The organism is Parabacteroides sp. merdae-related_45_40 (assembly GCF_001915675.1).
In genome coordinates, this window is record NZ_MNQY01000047.1 from 18,082 (window position 1) to 34,450 (window position 16,369).

Here is a 16,369-nt window from a genome sequence, read left to right on the forward strand (position 1 = left end):
GTAAAAACATTTTTCCGAATTAATGTATCTTTGAACGATTTTTTGCATGAAAATATGAGAAATAAACTATTTATACTGATTTTATTCGTTGTTACACTGTCTGTCTCAGCGCAAAACGGGAGCGAGGCGTATACTTTCTTACGTTTTCCGACCTCGACCCGGGCTAACGCCTTGGGTGGGCATACCGTGGCGTTGGTAGAAAGAGATCCTTCACTTATTTTCCATAATCCGGCGTTGCTAGGCGCGGAGATGGATGGGATGATCAACTTGAATTATATGAATTACATCTCGGATATCAACGTAGGGAGTGCCTTGTTCACGAAAGCGCATGGCGAGAAAGGGGCTTGGGGCGTAGGCGCTACGTTTATAAGCTATGGCGATATCCAGGAGGTGTTGCCGGATAATGTCGTGACCGGGGCGAGCCTGTCGGCGAAAGATATCAGCGTGAATGGTTTCTACTCCCGCGACTTGAGCGAGCGTTGGCGGGGTGGATTGTCGTTGAAGTTTTTGTATTCGGGGCTGGCTGATTATACCTCTATCGGTTTATGCGTGGATGCGGGATTGAGTTATTATAATTCGGATAAGGGCTTTTCCTTTGGTTTCGCCTTGAAGAATATCGGCGCGCAACTGAAAGCTTACGAGGATGAGCGACAAAAGATGCCTTGGGATATCCAGATGGGTATCACGCAGAAAATGGCGCATGCCCCGATTCGTTTTTCTTTGACGGCCCAATACTTGAACCGTTGGAAGTTCGATTATATCGATAATACGGATAAAGAGTATGACGGGGATTCTTTCGTTAAGACGTTGGCGAAGCATTTTATCATCGGCGTGGATTTTATCCCGTCCGAGAACTTTTGGGTAGGCGTAGGATTCAATCCGAAGGTCAATATGGATATGAAGTTGAAAGGCGGGGGAAGTTTCTCCGGCTTCTCGGCTGGCGCAGGCGTAAGGATCAAGATGTTTGACGTGGGCTTCTCGCTGGCGAAATATCATCCGTCCGCCATGTCGATGATGATTAGCGTATCTACGACCTTGGCCGATTTTAAGAAGGTGACAGAATAAACCTATACATTAGTATATATATGAAGAAAATAGTTATCGCTATAGACGGCCACTCTTCCAGTGGCAAAAGTACCATGGCAAAAGATCTTGCCAAGGAGATCGGATATACGTATATCGATACGGGTGCCATGTATCGGGCCGTGACTTTGTATTGCATCCAGCATGGATTTTTTGAGGGAGAGAAGATTAAGGAGGAAGAGCTGAAGGCTTCTATCCATGATATCGATATTTCATTTCGTTTGAATGCGGAGACCGGCCGGCCAGATACCTATTTGAACGGTGTGAATGTAGAGAAAGAGATTCGTGGTATGGAAGTGGCGGATAAAGTGAGTCCGGTAGCCACTCTAGGCTTTGTGCGCCGTGCGTTGGTCGCTAAGCAACAAGAGATGGGGAAGGCGAAAGGCATCGTGATGGATGGCCGTGATATCGGTACGGTCGTATTCCCGGACGCGGAGTTGAAGCTTTTCGTGACGGCCTCGCCGGAGGTACGTGCCAAGCGCCGGGTGGATGAGCTGGAGGCGAAGGGGATCCCCGCTTCTTACGAGGAAGTGCTGGAGAATGTGAAGAAGCGGGATTATATAGATTCAACTCGGGAAGAAAGTCCTTTGAGACAGGCGGATGATGCCTTGGTGCTGGATAATTCCCATATGACCTTGGACGAGCAAAAGGCTTGGTTGCTGGAACAATATCATAAAGCGATCGGTTCATAAACGAGTGCTTGGAGTTTCCTATAAAGAAAACTTTTGTCTCTGGGAATGAAAACTGTAGTTTCGTTACTAGGAAACAAAAGTTTCACACCGAGAAAACTCTAGTTTTGTTGTGAAGAAACTTTAGTTTCTTGTGATTGAAAATTAAGAAAACTGTAAGTGCTTGTTTGTTAATGATATTATAGATATGATAGAAGTCGAGATAGATAAAGATTCCGGATTCTGTTTTGGGGTTGTCACCGCCATAGAGAGCGCTGAGCGGGAGCTGGGAAATACGGATACGCTGTATTGCCTAGGCGATATCGTTCATAACAGTTTGGAGGTGGAGCGGTTGGAGCATATGGGGCTGCATACGATCGACCATGAGGGACTTTCAAGGTTGAGAGACCGGAAGGTGTTGCTCCGGGCGCATGGCGAGCCACCTTCTACCTATTCTTTGGCGAAGCGAAACAATATCACGATTATAGACGCTACTTGCCCGGTTGTCTTGCGTTTGCAGCGCAAGATCCATAAATGTTATCAAGAGACCCGGGCGAATAACACCCAGTTGGTTATCTATGGAAAGAAAGGCCATGCGGAGGTGAATGGCTTGGTGGGCCAGACGGAAGGTACGGCGATTGTTATCGAGAAAATAGAAGACCTCGATCGTCTGGACTTTACCCGTGCGATCAGTCTGTTTTCCCAAACCACGAAGTCCTTGGATGGATTCAAGGCGGTAGTGGCGGAGATCAAGCAGCGGATGGCGGAAGGGGTGGAGTTTAATTATTACGATACGATTTGCCGTCAGGTGGCGAATCGTCTTCCGAATATAAAAGCGTTCGCCTCCAGCCACGATTGGGTCTATTTTGTGGCCGGTCGTAAAAGTTCCAATGGAAAGATGCTGTTCGAGGAGTGCCGGAAAGCGAACCCGAATACGCTTTTTATTTCCGAGGTATCAGAGATTACCGAGCCTTTGCCCGAGGGCGTGCGCCGGGTCGGGGTTTGCGGCGCTACATCCACTCCCAAGTGGTTGATGGAGGAAGTGGCGGTCCGGATCAAGGAACTGAATGCTTCGGAATGATATTTTGATTAAGATTACGTGAACTTTCCGGGAGAAAGACAGAAGGATAACTAAATATTTACTACTTTTGCCGGAGAACATTAAAATCAATGACGCTATGTCTACAGTAAAGTGTGTTGGTATTTTAACGTCCGGAGGTGATGCCCCGGGAATGAATGCCGCTATTCGTGCGGTAACACGTTCCGCTATTTATAACGGAATGAGAGTGAAAGGTATTTACCGTGGTTACAAAGGGTTGATCCTAGATGAGATTGAAGAGTTTAAGACACAAAATGTCAGTAATATAATTCAACGCGGTGGAACAATTCTTAAGACCGCCCGTTGCGTGGAGTTCAAGACTCCCGAGGGACGAAAACAGGCCTATGATAAGTTGCAAGAGCATGGGATCGATGCCTTGATCGCTATCGGTGGTGACGGAACGTTGACGGGAGCGCGTATTTTCGCTCAGGAGTTTAATTTCCCGATCGTAGGATTGCCGGGTACGATTGATAATGACTTGTATGGCACGGATACGACGATCGGTTATGATACGGCCTTGAACACGATCATGGAATGCGTGGATAAGATCCGTGATACGGCTACCTCGCATGATCGTCTGTTCTTTGTGGAGGTTATGGGGCGCGACGCGGGTTTCTTGGCGTTGAACGGAGCGATCGCTTCTGGCGCCGAAGCCGCTATTATCCCGGAAATCTCCTTGGAGAAAGACCAATTGGCCGAGATGATCGAGAATGGATTCCGTAAGTCCAAGAACAGTAGTATCGTATTGGTTGCCGAAAGTGAGGTAACCGGTGGCGCTATGGGTGTCGCTGAGCGTGTGAAGAAGGAATATCCGCAGTTCGACGTGCGTGTCTCTATTTTAGGTCACTTGCAGCGTGGTGGTTCTCCTACGGCACAAGACCGGATCTTGGCGACTCGTATGGGTGTGGCCGCGATCGATGCCTTGTTGGATGATCAACGTAACGTGATGATGGGTATCCAGAACGACCAGATCGTTTATGTACCGTTCTCTAAAGCGATCAAGAATGATAAGCCTATTAACCGGGATTTGTTGAACACGCTCCGTGTTTCTTCAATCTAAATGAGGCATATATTTATACGAATAGGAACCCGGATGTAGCGATTGCGTACATCCGGGTTTTTATTTGAAGAACCTGATATCATGAAGAAGTATAGCGGCGTGGCCTTGAATGTAATCGTATTTGTCTTTCTGTTTATCTTCTTGAGGATATTCAGTGAGTACCACTTTTACTGTGTCGAGCAGAACCAGTTATTCCAGTTGACTCCCATTTTTATTATCGATAAGTTAATGCAACCGGGAGGTTTAGCGATGGTTCTTTCTGGTTGTTTGGTGCAGTTCTTCATTCTCCCGAATGTGGGAGCTATGATAACGGCGGCCCTGCTGACAGGCCTAGGGGCCTTGTTCTGGGCGATCTTGAGGCGGATCGATCCGCGAAGCCATGGTATTTTATGGGCTTGGCTTCCCGTCCTATCCTTGTTGTTTGTGCAATGGGATTTTAATTACAGGTTTCAAGGAACGGTAGCCTTCGGTATGATGCTGCTTGCTTTATATCTCGTTTTAGGGATAAGGAATTTCATACCTCGTTTGATAGCAAGTCTGTTTGCCTCCCTGTTACTCTTTGGGTTGGCCGGGCCGGTCTCTTTGTTGTTTGCCTTGTCCATGATGGGATACGAGGCCATGAGCCGGACGCCCCGTTGGTATTATTCCGCGATTTTACCGATGATCGTGTTGATCTTGGGTGAATTATGTGTGCGTTACTCGGTGATCGGAGAATACCGCTTTGTCTTTTTACCGGATAGTTATTATTATTTCCGTTTGGTGCCGGATAAGGTAATTTATTTCTCATGGATCGCTTTCTATGCGGCGCTGGTTGTAACCTGCCTCTGTAAAAACAAGGAATCATGGGCTGGTAAAAAGCGTCTAGCGCTGGGAATCTCCCAATTCATTATCTTAGGGCTTATCTTCTGGAAAGGCTTCGATCTATATGGCGAACAGAAATCATACCGCTTGAAGATGATGGACTATTTTACCCGGACAGAGCAATGGGACCGGATCTTGGTATCATGCAAGGAGCCGACCACTAATCAACTCTATTTATGTTACCAAAATATGGCTTTGGCTCGGAAAGGTATTCTGGCGGATGAGGCGTTTAAGTACACGCAGCACGGGCCTCGTGGATTAATGGTGGCATGGAATAAATCGACTACCATATCCGCCTTGCTGAGTGATGTTTATTTTACGATGGGAAATGTCGCCGCGGCTCAAGAGATGGCTTTCGAAAGTAATATTGGTGCCTTATGTGATGGAAATCCCCGCATGACGCAACGTTTGGTACAAACGAACTTGATTTATGGAGCCTATCCGGTCGCGGAGAAATATATCGCTGTCTTAGAGAATACTTTCTATTATAAGGATTGGGCCAAAGCGCAGCGGAAATTCCTGTATAATGATGAGGCGGTCGAGACAGATCCTCTATTGGGGAATATGCGCAGGAACCTGCTAGCTGAGAATCATCTGATCCAGATGGATGGATTCGACACGGACTTGATTCGCTTGGCGGAGCAGAATCCTTCCAATAAAGCCGCTTTCCACTATGCCGGCGTATTCTATCTTTTAGCAAAAGATGTGACGCGCTTTAAGACGTTGGTGGAAACCTATTACGGAACGGATTTACTCCCTTCTTTACCGGTCTCTTTTCAAGAGGCGGTCATCATCCTATCGGAGAAAGATCCGGATTACTGGAAACGTTTCGGTGTCTCGGAATCTATCGTAGGGCGATTCACCGATTATAAGAGGCAAGTGCTCGCTGGGCGGAATAATAGTAATGCGCTGCCCGGTTTGATGTATCGCTCTTATGGCGATACGTATTGGTATTATTATATGTTTAAATAGGAGATGAGAAAAATGTATATAATAAGATGTATATGTCTGTGGATGATTCTGGGCTTGATGGCTTGTTCCGGTCCGGTACGTATACAGAAGAATCTGGAAGTCAAGCCGGAGATCTTTCCGGATTATGCGGATGTGACAATCCCGCCGAATATAGCTCCCTTGAATTTTAAGCTGAAAGACGCTTGCGCTGAGGCCCGTGCCATTCTCGAATGTGGCCCGGAGAAATTAGAGATCAAGACCGGGAAAGACGCTTGTTTCGTGATCCCGGCCTCCGGTTGGAAAAGGCTGTTGCGTGCCGCTTCCGGGAATCATCTGAATGTAACCGTACAAGCCTTCGTGAATGATGAATGGATTGCGTATGCCCCCTTCATCATCAAGGTGGCGAAGGAGCCGGTCGATGGTTGGTTGGCTTATCGTTTAATCGAACCGGGCTATGAGTTGTGGAACCGTATGGGTATCTATCAACGTAACTTGGAAAATTATACGGAGAACGCGATCATCGAAAATAAGATGAGCGGCAATAACTGTATGAACTGCCATTCTTTCTGTATGCAGAATCCGGAGAAAATGCTTTTCCATATGCGTGAGACCTACTCTTGTACCTTATTGATCGATGGAGATAGGGTGGAGAAGCTGAATACGAAGACCGATCAGACCCTTTCTCCACTGGTCTATCCTTCTTGGCATCCTTCCGGAAAATATGTCGCTTTCTCTGTGAATAAAACCAAGCAAGCGTTTCATATGAACGATAGGAATCGGGTGGAGGTATTCGACTCGGCTTCGGATGTGGTCGTCTATGATACGCAAAAGCATGAGATCGTGACTTCTCCGCTGTTGTCTTCAGAGGGAGCGTTCGAGACTTTCCCTACATTTTCCCCGGATGGAAATACGCTCTATTTCTGTTCGGCTAAAGCCCGTACGATGCCCAAGGAATACGATCAAGTGAGATACGATCTATGCTCAGTCTCGTTCGATCCCGCTACACGCCGTTTCGGGACGGTAGTCGATACTTTATATAAGGCATCGGAGATCGATAAAAGCGTTTCTTTTCCCCGGGTTTCCCCGGATGGAAAGTATTTGCTCTATACCTTGTCCGGTTATGGGAATTTCTCTATTTGGCATAAGGATGCCGATTTGTACATGATTGATTTATCGACTCTGCGAAGTTATCCATTGGAGGCGGCGAATAGCGACGATGTGGAAAGCTATCATTCATGGAGTAGCGATAGCCGTTGGATCGTGTTTAGCAGCCGTCGGATGGATGGTTTGTATACAAGACTGTTTATCGCTTATATCGATGAGAAAGGACAGGCTTGCAAACCTTTCCTGTTACCCCAGAAGGATACGGATTTTTATTTTCGCTTTATGAAATCCTACAATATACCTGAATTCATCACAGGAGAGGTAAAGAGACAAGGACGCACGTTGGCCGTGAAAGCGAAAGAAGATAAAGGATTTGATGTAAGGTTCAAGTGAAAAAGAGTGTCGCATGATCCGATCGTGCGACATTCTTATTCTTTTATTTCGTAGCGATATGATCCAAGAATAAATCAATCATTCGTTTGGCTGCCACGAACGAGCTGATCTCGTTGTTCAAGACTTGCTTCTCTGTTTGTTCCAGCATGCCTTCTACCGCCGGGTTATGGTAGAACTTATCTCGCAGCGTGTCGTTGATGCTTTCGTACATCCAGTATTTAGCTTGCTCGTTACGTTTATAGTTGAAGTAGCCATTCTTTTTGGTGAACTCCATATACTCTCCGACCATATCCCATATTTCCTTGATACCTATGTTGTAATAACCGGAATAAGTCAATACTTTCGGGAACCAACCTGATTCCGAAGGTGGGAAAAGATGCAAAGCGTTCCGGAACTGAGCGGCGGCGAGATTCGCCTTATCGATATTGTCTCCATCCGCTTTATTGATAATAATACCGTCCGCCATTTCCATGATACCTCGCTTGATACCCTGCAATTCATCGCCGGTACCGGCAAGTTGGATCAATAGAAAGAAGTCCACCATAGAATGTACGGCCGTCTCGCTTTGTCCAACACCCACGGTCTCTACGAATACGGTGTCGAAACCGGCGGCCTCGCATAATACGATCGTCTCACGGGTCTTACGGGCGACCCCCCCTAAGGAGCCTGCGGATGGTGAAGGACGGATAAAGGCGTTTTTCTCTCTCGACAAGGCCTCCATACGAGTCTTATCTCCTAGGATACTACCTTTCGAGCGTTCGCTACTCGGGTCGATCGCTAGTACGGCAAGCTTACGCCCTTGGTTGATCAAGTGCATGCCGAAAGAGTCGATAGAGGTACTCTTTCCCGCTCCGGGAACACCCGTAATACCGATACGGACCGATTTTCCGGCGAAAGGCAAACATTTCTCGATAATCTCCTGCGCCACCTGCTGGTGCTCATGCTTAGAGCTTTCCACCAAGGTAACCGCTTGACTGAGTATCGTGATATTCCCTTTTAAGATACCTTCCACGAATTCGGAAGGCGTATATACCTTGCGTTGGGCACGCTTTTTTATATAAGGATTTACGGTAGGGACATCCGCAATGCCCTTATTCACTTTCAATCCCTTGTACTGATCATCGTTTTCTGGATGTTCCATATTAATAATTCATTATTTATATGCGGTGACCTTGATCAAGCGAATAGGCCCGTTCGGGTCGTTGCATACGACATTAATAAGTGCTTCAAGTTTTGTCTTTATCTCTTTCGGTCGCAAGGTTACTTTGAAAGTAGCGGTCGCTCCCGGTTTAAGTTCTTTCTTGCCGCCGGACAAATCGACACGCTCATCATCACAAGTGACGCTGTAGATCGTGAGCGGAGTCTTTCCGGCATTCGTAATCTCAAATGTACCCGATACCTTACCTCCGATCAACGGAACGATGCTTTTCTTGTTCGGTAGCTTGCCGAATTCCAGTAAAGTGCCGGATAATTCCGCTATCGGGGCTTGGGCTTTATCCGCAGCGGATAGTTTGCTGAAATTATCGATCACGTTGGCGGAGATCTGGATCTCTCCGGATACTTCCTTCTTTCCGGCGTTCTGTACCATGACCGGCAAAAGCGTAGAGACTCGTCCTTTTCGCTTCAAGACCTTGGCATCCATAAGGATCGTAATGGCACCGACCTCGTCCGGTTGAAGGGTAGCCGGGTTCACCTGTACGTTGAGATAGTGAGGTACTTTACCCAGATGAATCGTAGCCGAGGTCTTTCCCTCGTTCTTAATGTTGATCTTCTCGCCCAACGTTTCCTCCGGACGGATACTGCTGAATAGAACAGTCTTCGTATGCAGCTTCAGATCACCGATAGAATAAGGATACGTAAAGACCGGCTGCGAAGGTTTCGGGGTGACATTTCCTTTAATGGCTAGGCTGTAACTCCCTTTCTTTCCATTGCTGAATATCGATACGGTTTTATAAAACGGGCCGGGGCGTCCTTTCGGATTATACGTTATCTTAACTTCACCGGTCTTACCGGGAGCGATCGGCGACTTGGTCCATTCCGGCCGTGTACAACCGCATGACGCGGTAACACGGGTGATGACCAAAGGGGCGTCTCCCGTATTCTTTATCGTGAAAGTATGACTGGCGAATCCATCGGCCTCGGCTATTGTCCCGAAATTATAAGTCAACTCGTCCGACAAGATTTGGGCGCCTTGTTGTGCCCAAGCTGTCGTTATAGATATAATTGCTGTAAGAGCAAGGATCAACCTTTTTATATTCAGCATTCCAATTGGGGGTTTTTTACGTATTTCTTATTCAACCTCTCCCCGGATGTTCATGATGAAGCTTCCGGTTTTCCCGTTACTGTATACGGAAATGGTCTTCGTGAAAGGACCCGGACGTCCTGCCGGATCGAAAGTAACCTTGATCTGGGCTTTCTTACCCGGAGCTACCGGTTCTTTCGGCCATTCCGGGGTCGTACATCCGCAAGACGCGATTACACGTGTAATGACTAGAGGCATATCGCCCGTATTGGATACTTCAAACGTATGGGATACTTTTCCGTCTGCTTCCTTGATGGTACCAAAATCGAAACTGGTTGTTTCCGCGGAAATAACTGCTTTCTTCTGAGCTGAAGCCATTCCTGTCGCTAACAGGATCGCCATGAAAATAAAAACTATTTGTTTCATCTTATCGTTTAGTTTTAATTCGAATTACAAAGATAGTCATTTCAATTGAAAGTTGAGAATTGAAAATTGAAAATTAGAGGAAGATAACGCTTCTTGCGATGCCTATTCTTACCTTCTTACGGTGCCCATTCTAACCTCCTTATACTGGGCATTGTAAGGAGGTTAGAACGGGCATTGTAAGAAAAGGCTTGTTTAGGGCATGATCCGCAAGCTTTCTCCGGCGGTGTGCGACACGAATTCCGGGGCGTACATACATTGAATCGTACTGATACCTCCGGCGTATTCGCCGCTACGGGATACGTAGACCGGATATTCCAAGACAAACGTACCTTCCGGCAGACGATTGATGAAGAAATTCTCGGATACGTCTTTCGGGGATCTGTAATACCAGATACCGTCTCTTGATTCCGGGCCGGAAAGTTGATCGGCCGGTTCGAAGCAGCCCGCACGTAGATCTTTCAAGAATACGTAATTCATTTCACGGTCTGTCCGGATCGTTAGCCGAACGATTACCTTGTCTCCGATGCGGAGCGGCTGCTCCGGCGTTACGGGACGGATTTGGCAGTTGGTACCGTTATTGGTCTCGACGAATAATTTCTTCTCGACACTCAACACCCCTTTTTGTCCTTTTACCTTGTCGATCTCTTGGAAGTATTGCTCGTAAACAGCTCCCCATGCCGGAGTGTTTCCTTCCTTGCGGATCGAGAGCACGGGGTTGGCGGAACTATTTGCCGGCTCGTTCGGAAGTATCGTTTTGAGGTAACCGGTAGCGATTTCCCCTTCCGCTGTACTATAGGTCTTGCCGTCCCATGTCGCTACACAGGTGTTTTGCGTGTTCAGCCAATCGCTACCTGTGAGTAGCAAGGCGTAAATGGCGTTTACCGTGGCGGGTACGGATTCCCAGTTTTGTGTACGTTTCTGGTTTAGCAACCATTGTTTCATCCGGTTTGTATGCTGGGTATCCGGCGCGATTTCGTTAAAGACGGACATTAATAAGCAATGCGTGTCGATCGGTGAGGTGAAATAATCACTCCCCCTGCGGTTGTTTGCCCAATACATACCTTTCTCCTCGGAGATCGTAGCGGTCTTCTTTAGCCATGTCAGGATTGCTGTCGCCACCTCCTTTTTACCGTTTCGATGCATTAACAAGGCGATTTCGCCCTTGCTGATTAAGGAATATTGATTCCAGTGCTTCTCCGCTTGGTTCGTATAGAAACGGATCGCTTCCCGGGCGTCTCCCAGTTCCGGGATATCCCGGTAGGAGCTGCGGACGAATAAGAACTCTACCTGCTCCGGCGAGGGCCATGCGTTTTGCCATTTCTTATCGTATTTCAGCAAGTTCTCATAATCCGTTTGCATACTTTTGTCCAAGAACTTGAGGGCCTTCATTTGCATCTCTTTCTCCGCTTGCCCATATTGGATTGCGTTTAGCTGTACAAGCTGTGACATACCTTTCAGGATAGAAAGCGTGATCGCACGGCTTGCGGGGAAACCTTTGAACCAGCTCCATCCACCCTCTTCGTTCTGTTGTTGGATCAGTTGTTGCAAGGCCGCTTCCCGTAATCCGTCCGCACGGTTTAGGTCGAACAATAAAGACAAGCGTTGTTTTTGCTCTGTCTCGTTATCGGCGGCCAGTACCCAAGGCGTCTCTTCCAAGAGTATGTTCTTCAGCTCTTGGTTCTTTTCCAAGTTTGAATAGAGGGTAGAGGCATTCCCTCCTTGGGCGGTCCATTGGCTGATCACTTTCCGGATGCGGGGATGGGCTTGGGCGATATAGGAAGCCAACGTATTGCTGTAATAAGCGGCAAACCAAGATAAGATATTATCATTGTTCGGCTGTGTGATCGTCGGTAATGCCTGTACCGCGTACCAAATCGGATTCCCGGTCATCTCCAGCGTGAGACGGAATGGTGTCGCTCCCTCCGAGTTCCCGGAGATACGGATTTGTTTCTCTCCTTCCTTGAGCAAATAGAACGGGGTACTTTCCGTGATAAGCAATTGATTGGAAAGAACCGGTACGATCTGCTGCTCCCCGTCGCTTCCCTTTTCAGAGTCGGCTAGGATACGTACGCCCAGCAGGCTGATCTGTTTGGGGACCGGGATTATCCAGCTTACAGTAGCGATGCTATCCGGTTGCAACTCAAACGGACGTTGTGACTTGCTCAAGCAGATAATCGGTTGGTCTGTAGCGGGATCGAATAGTTCGATGCGTACACGGCCGGATACCGCTTCCTTGGAATTGTTGATGACTTGCGTGCTGATGCTGACCTCATCCCCTTGGCGGACGAAACGAGGCAGATTCGGTAAAACCATCAAAGGCTTGCTGCTGATGACCTCTTTCGTTAACAGACCGTATTTCAGGTCTTGGGTGTTGGCCAATAGCTGTAGTTTCCAAGTCGTATTACTTTCCGGCAGGGTGAAATTTACGAATATGTCTCCTTCCTCGTTCGTTTGTAAGGTCGGGTAGAAGAAGGCGGTTTCCGCGAAGTTCTGCCGGATTTGCTCCGGACTTATCGGCTGGCTGCTCTCTTTGGCGAAAGGATCGGATAGGCTGAACACGGGTTCCCCTTCCGTAGATTCCACACTAGGCTCTTCTAACACGGCGCTGTCTTCCATGATGTTCATGGATTCCGCCACTACTGGGGCTGCCGCGGATTTCAACATGATACCTCCCGTGGCGAAAGCCCGGTTGCTGGAGCCGTATCCTCGTATGACAATCTCATTGAATAGACCGAACCAATTTAAACGGTCATACTGATATTGAGGTACTTTTATATACTTGGCCTCTGTCTGGTCATATTGATAACTACGCTGGAATCCGGCTCCGGTTGAGAAACGGGGAGCTTGTAGCAGGATCGTTCGCTGCGGGGAGAAATACCAATTGAACGGTATGATTTTATCTAGTGAGGCATCGTACATGCTGGCCAGTACCTCGGCGGATACGATCGTGGAGTCCGCGTCGGTGATACGGAATTTCCAGCTCTCTTTACTTCCCGGAAGTAAACGATCCCGGAAGGTTATCGGCTTGATGGTTAATTGCCGGTTGGGTAGCTGAAGCTCTACGGGTACTTGGGTAATATATAGCTCACCCTCTTTTACGAACGTAAAGGATACGATGATTCCCTCTCCATATTCCGGCTTGAACGGGATCTTAAACCGATGGTTCGCGTCGCTTAGCTTTATCAACTCGTGATGGATGCGGTTATTTCCGGCAAACCATTCATAGAGTACGTAGGCGTCCTTGTCGGAGGTGCCGAATACGATCTCCGCCTCCTCCCCGGGTAAACAAGTTGTCTTCTCTTTCAGCAGCCAAGTATGGGTAAATACGGGAGGACGCTTGTCGTTCTTTCCGTATAGGATGAAATCGGACTGGTTCTTACTCTGCCGTCCTTGGCTATCTTTGGCTTCTACTAAAATACGGTAACGCCCGGAGGGCAATTGGCTGAAAATAGCCGGACTGATCTCTTTGCCACTGGTAAAGCTACCGGAAGCTACTTGCTTGCCTTCTTTATAGCTCTCTCCGCTGTTCTTATCGGATCGGTTCGCGATCAGTTCTACGATCTTGAAAGTACCGGAGGTGGAAACCATCTCCCCATTGATTGTCCGGGCTTCGACTACGGCTTTTACCGAGTCTTTCTCGATTTGTGGCGGTAGGTTCGTGAATAAGACGATACTGGATTCTCCTACCGAGAAGGTGTAATTCGCCTCTTGGGTCTCTCCCTTGCTATCGGTTACGGTAGCCGATACCTCGTAGGTCTGGTATGCGGAAGCGTATGGATTCGTATCCTCCTCTTTTTGGGGACGGAAAGATACGTTGAATGTCCCATCGCCGGAAAGGGTGGTACTCCCTTCCGCAACTTGTGTCGGAGCGCTCGGACGGAAATACCTCCACGACAGGAAGGGCCTGCGTGTAATACGCCAAGTGACATCTCCGCTGGGCAGTGACACGCCGGAGAATGTAGCCGCCTTGCCTTGTATGGTAACGGAATCGCCGAAAGCGATATCGCCCTTGATCGGGAGGAAGTACGCTTGGAAAGTCGGACGTTTGTATTCCTCTACATGAATATATACGCTCATCTGTCCGGTACTTAACCGGAAGACACCACTTAGGGTCTGTTTGGGGAGGGAGAACTCTCCGTTAAAGGAACCGAACTCATTGGTCGTGAATTTCTTCTGGGCTAGCTCTTTCCCGTTAGCGTCATACAAAGTCACCGTAAAAGTCTGTCCGGCCACGGCATGCGGGTCGTTCGAGTCTTTTACGTAGGCGAGACCTTTGAAGAAAATGGTTTGTCCCGGACGGTAAAGTCCACGGTCCGTAAAGATCGAGACTTCTACCGGGTTCTTTTCCGGTCTGCGGCCGGAACCCATCGGATAGATATTTGTCAACATAGCGTTGGTATCTCCTGGTCTGCTGGCTTGGAACGCCAATACTTGACTGTTCGCCGGAAGCGTGGCCAAGCCTTCCCGGTCTGTCTTGACGGTACCCAGTTCTTGCAAGCTACGACGCTGACCTCCGTAATAAGTAACGATAGCCCCATCAACAGGCTTCCCGCTAAGATAGTCGGTAACCATGACCTCTTGTTTATTACCGGAAAGATTACGATAGATCGCGGCCAATCGGGTTACGCTAACCGTATTGATCGTCTTTAGCTGTTGTCCGGGTACGGTTACGACACATTCATACAATCCCGGTTGATCCATAGATATATGTAAGGTCGTATCTTGCTGCGAATAGCTGTTGGGCAGTAGCAAAGAGAATGTCTTCTCATTTACGAGTTGTCCCAAGGTGCTGCTACTTGATTTTTTTGCGGATGTATGGGCTGCCGCTTGTAAAGGTGTTTTCGAGCTTCGATAGATTTGTACGATGACTTTCTGTACATTCTTATATTCCAGCTTGATCCCCAGTTGCTGTCCCGGATAAACCGTATTGTTTGTAGATGCGGATAAAGTAGGTTGTTCCAATTGTGCCAAGCGATTCTTTAAGATAGCCGTGCGAGGGTAACCGGAATATCGTTTGATACCCTCCTCGCATAGTTTCACCTCTTCCGCTTTGATAGAATCCCATTGGGTAGAGACGTAACGAAACATACTGCCGCTAACCAAATCCAATTTGGCGATTAAGATCTCGGCTGCATAGTTTTGAGAAGCTAAGTTCCTGTAAAGCTCATCCAATGCGTTCATGTAAGCCTCGAAAGACTCTTTATCCCTTTTATCCCCGTAAAGGAATCGTAGGTAATCCAATTCCGTAAGGAGGACCGATTTCATATTCGGCTCCTTATTTTGAAAGGCGATCAAGTCTTTATAGATCTGTACGGTCGGTTGGATGTCCAGTGCCCGGAAGGCAAGGAACTCATAGAGGGTCGGACGCAGGGTTTGCGAGTCCTTTCCGATCTCCAGAATATCCTTGAACTTGCTGACAGGCGTATTTTGCAATAAAGCCGTAGGTCGCAATGATAAATCGATCTCTTCCTTGATCTTATCCGTGAATAAGTTGGAAGTCCATTCCCGGATATCCTCCGGGATATAACCGCTTAATTGGGTGCGTTGGTTGATGGTCCACTGGTTCCGCTGGTAGTAGTTCTGATACATCTCCGCCAACATGGAATGTAATACCGCCACGGAAGCCGAGTCGGCTAGGCTGTTGGTGTAATTCTCCACCTCCTTGATCAGTTCCGGGAACTGATCATCGTTTACCTCCATCTGTTCTTTCATTTTAAGGATAAGATTCTTGATCACCATAGGGGTATTCTTATCGTTTATAGCTTGCGTGATAACAGAACTTTTTTGTTGAGGCTGGGCGGCCCGGCTATACATAATAACCGCCGAGATGCCGCAAAGTATCAGGGCAGATAAAATAATTGCTCTTATCTTCATATCTTTTGGGTTTTATAAGTTTAACAATAAACCTTTCCTATATAGATACAAAGAAAGAGCAAAAAGTTGTAAAACGTACGTTAATGTTTATTTTTTGCGCACGTAGGTGATGTAGGTGTAGGGGTAAGGGTTCTTCTCGTCTGCGGGATACTCCTCACGTTCAGTCTCTTCCCAAAGGTCCCAGTTTACGACGGGAAAGAACGAGGTAGCGTCGGGAAACTCATGATGGATGCGGGTAATATACATTTTGTCGGCTATTCTCAAAGCCTGTCTGTAGACCAACGCGCCGCCAATGATGAATATCTCGTCCTCTTTCTCACATAAATCCAGAGCGGCCCCCATAGACTCGCAAGCGAAACAATTCACGAAACCAGCTTCGGGCATAGTCGTCAATACGACATTCTTCCGATTGGGCAGTGGCGCTACAGGGAGAGACTCGAATGTCTTACGTCCCATGATTACCGCATGTCCCGTGGTTAATTCCTTGAAACGCTTCATGTCTGAAGGCATGTGACATAATAATTGCTGATTCTTTCCGATCGCGCTTTTATCTGCGATTGCTGCGATGATAGAAATTGTACTCATAGACTTATTGATTTATGATTTGT

General features: G+C 47.6%; 11 protein-coding genes. 6 read left to right on the plus strand and 5 right to left on the minus strand.

The window, feature by feature from the left end:
* The first annotated feature begins 54 nt into the window (after window positions 1–54).
* The 6 genes from porQ to BHV83_RS06720 all read left to right on the plus strand — a co-directional run bounded on the left by porQ (window position 55) and on the right by BHV83_RS06720 (window position 7,219).
* Window positions 55–1,065, plus strand: a complete 1,011-nt coding sequence (gene porQ, locus BHV83_RS06695; RefSeq protein WP_008772632.1) for a type IX secretion system protein PorQ — start codon at window positions 55–57, stop codon at window positions 1,063–1,065.
* 20 nt (window positions 1,066–1,085) lie between these two features.
* Window positions 1,086–1,775 (plus strand): (d)CMP kinase, encoded by a 690-nt coding sequence (gene cmk, locus BHV83_RS06700; RefSeq protein WP_005867936.1) that lies wholly within the window; start codon window positions 1,086–1,088, stop codon window positions 1,773–1,775.
* A gap of 184 nt (window positions 1,776–1,959) precedes the next feature.
* On the plus strand, window positions 1,960–2,832 hold the full coding sequence (locus BHV83_RS06705) for a 4-hydroxy-3-methylbut-2-enyl diphosphate reductase (RefSeq protein WP_286757012.1): 873 nt from the start codon (window positions 1,960–1,962) through the stop codon (window positions 2,830–2,832).
* A gap of 97 nt (window positions 2,833–2,929) precedes the next feature.
* Window positions 2,930–3,910, plus strand: coding sequence for a 6-phosphofructokinase (gene pfkA / locus BHV83_RS06710; protein ID WP_005858904.1), 981 nt, complete (start codon window positions 2,930–2,932; stop codon window positions 3,908–3,910).
* 81 nt (window positions 3,911–3,991) lie between these two features.
* Window positions 3,992–5,743, plus strand: coding sequence for a DUF6057 family protein (locus BHV83_RS06715; protein ID WP_195320114.1), 1,752 nt, complete (start codon window positions 3,992–3,994; stop codon window positions 5,741–5,743).
* Window positions 5,744–5,746: 3 nt separating this feature from the next.
* Complete coding sequence (locus BHV83_RS06720; protein WP_286757017.1) at window positions 5,747–7,219, plus strand: TolB family protein; 1,473 nt, start codon at window positions 5,747–5,749, stop codon at window positions 7,217–7,219.
* 43 nt (window positions 7,220–7,262) lie between these two features.
* Here BHV83_RS06720 and meaB read toward each other — a convergent pair whose 3' ends face one another.
* The 5 genes from meaB to BHV83_RS06745 form a co-directional block, all read right to left on the minus strand.
* On the minus strand, window positions 7,263–8,360 hold the full coding sequence (gene meaB / locus BHV83_RS06725; RefSeq protein ID WP_005867941.1) for a methylmalonyl Co-A mutase-associated GTPase MeaB: 1,098 nt from the start codon (window positions 8,358–8,360) through the stop codon (window positions 7,263–7,265).
* Between the two features lie 12 nt (window positions 8,361–8,372).
* Window positions 8,373–9,482 (minus strand): DUF1573 domain-containing protein, encoded by a 1,110-nt coding sequence (locus tag BHV83_RS06730; protein WP_196009454.1) that lies wholly within the window; start codon window positions 9,480–9,482, stop codon window positions 8,373–8,375.
* Window positions 9,483–9,509: 27 nt separating this feature from the next.
* Window positions 9,510–9,887 (minus strand): DUF1573 domain-containing protein, encoded by a 378-nt coding sequence (locus BHV83_RS06735; RefSeq protein ID WP_005858893.1) that lies wholly within the window; start codon window positions 9,885–9,887, stop codon window positions 9,510–9,512.
* Window positions 9,888–10,079: 192 nt separating this feature from the next.
* The gene (locus BHV83_RS06740; protein ID WP_022193214.1) at window positions 10,080–15,761 is read right to left on the minus strand and encodes an alpha-2-macroglobulin family protein; all 5,682 of its coding nucleotides are present in this window, start codon (window positions 15,759–15,761) and stop codon (window positions 10,080–10,082) included.
* 87 nt (window positions 15,762–15,848) lie between these two features.
* The gene (locus BHV83_RS06745; RefSeq protein WP_005858889.1) at window positions 15,849–16,346 is read right to left on the minus strand and encodes a dihydrofolate reductase; all 498 of its coding nucleotides are present in this window, start codon (window positions 16,344–16,346) and stop codon (window positions 15,849–15,851) included.
* Between the last annotated feature and the right edge of the window lie 23 nt (window positions 16,347–16,369).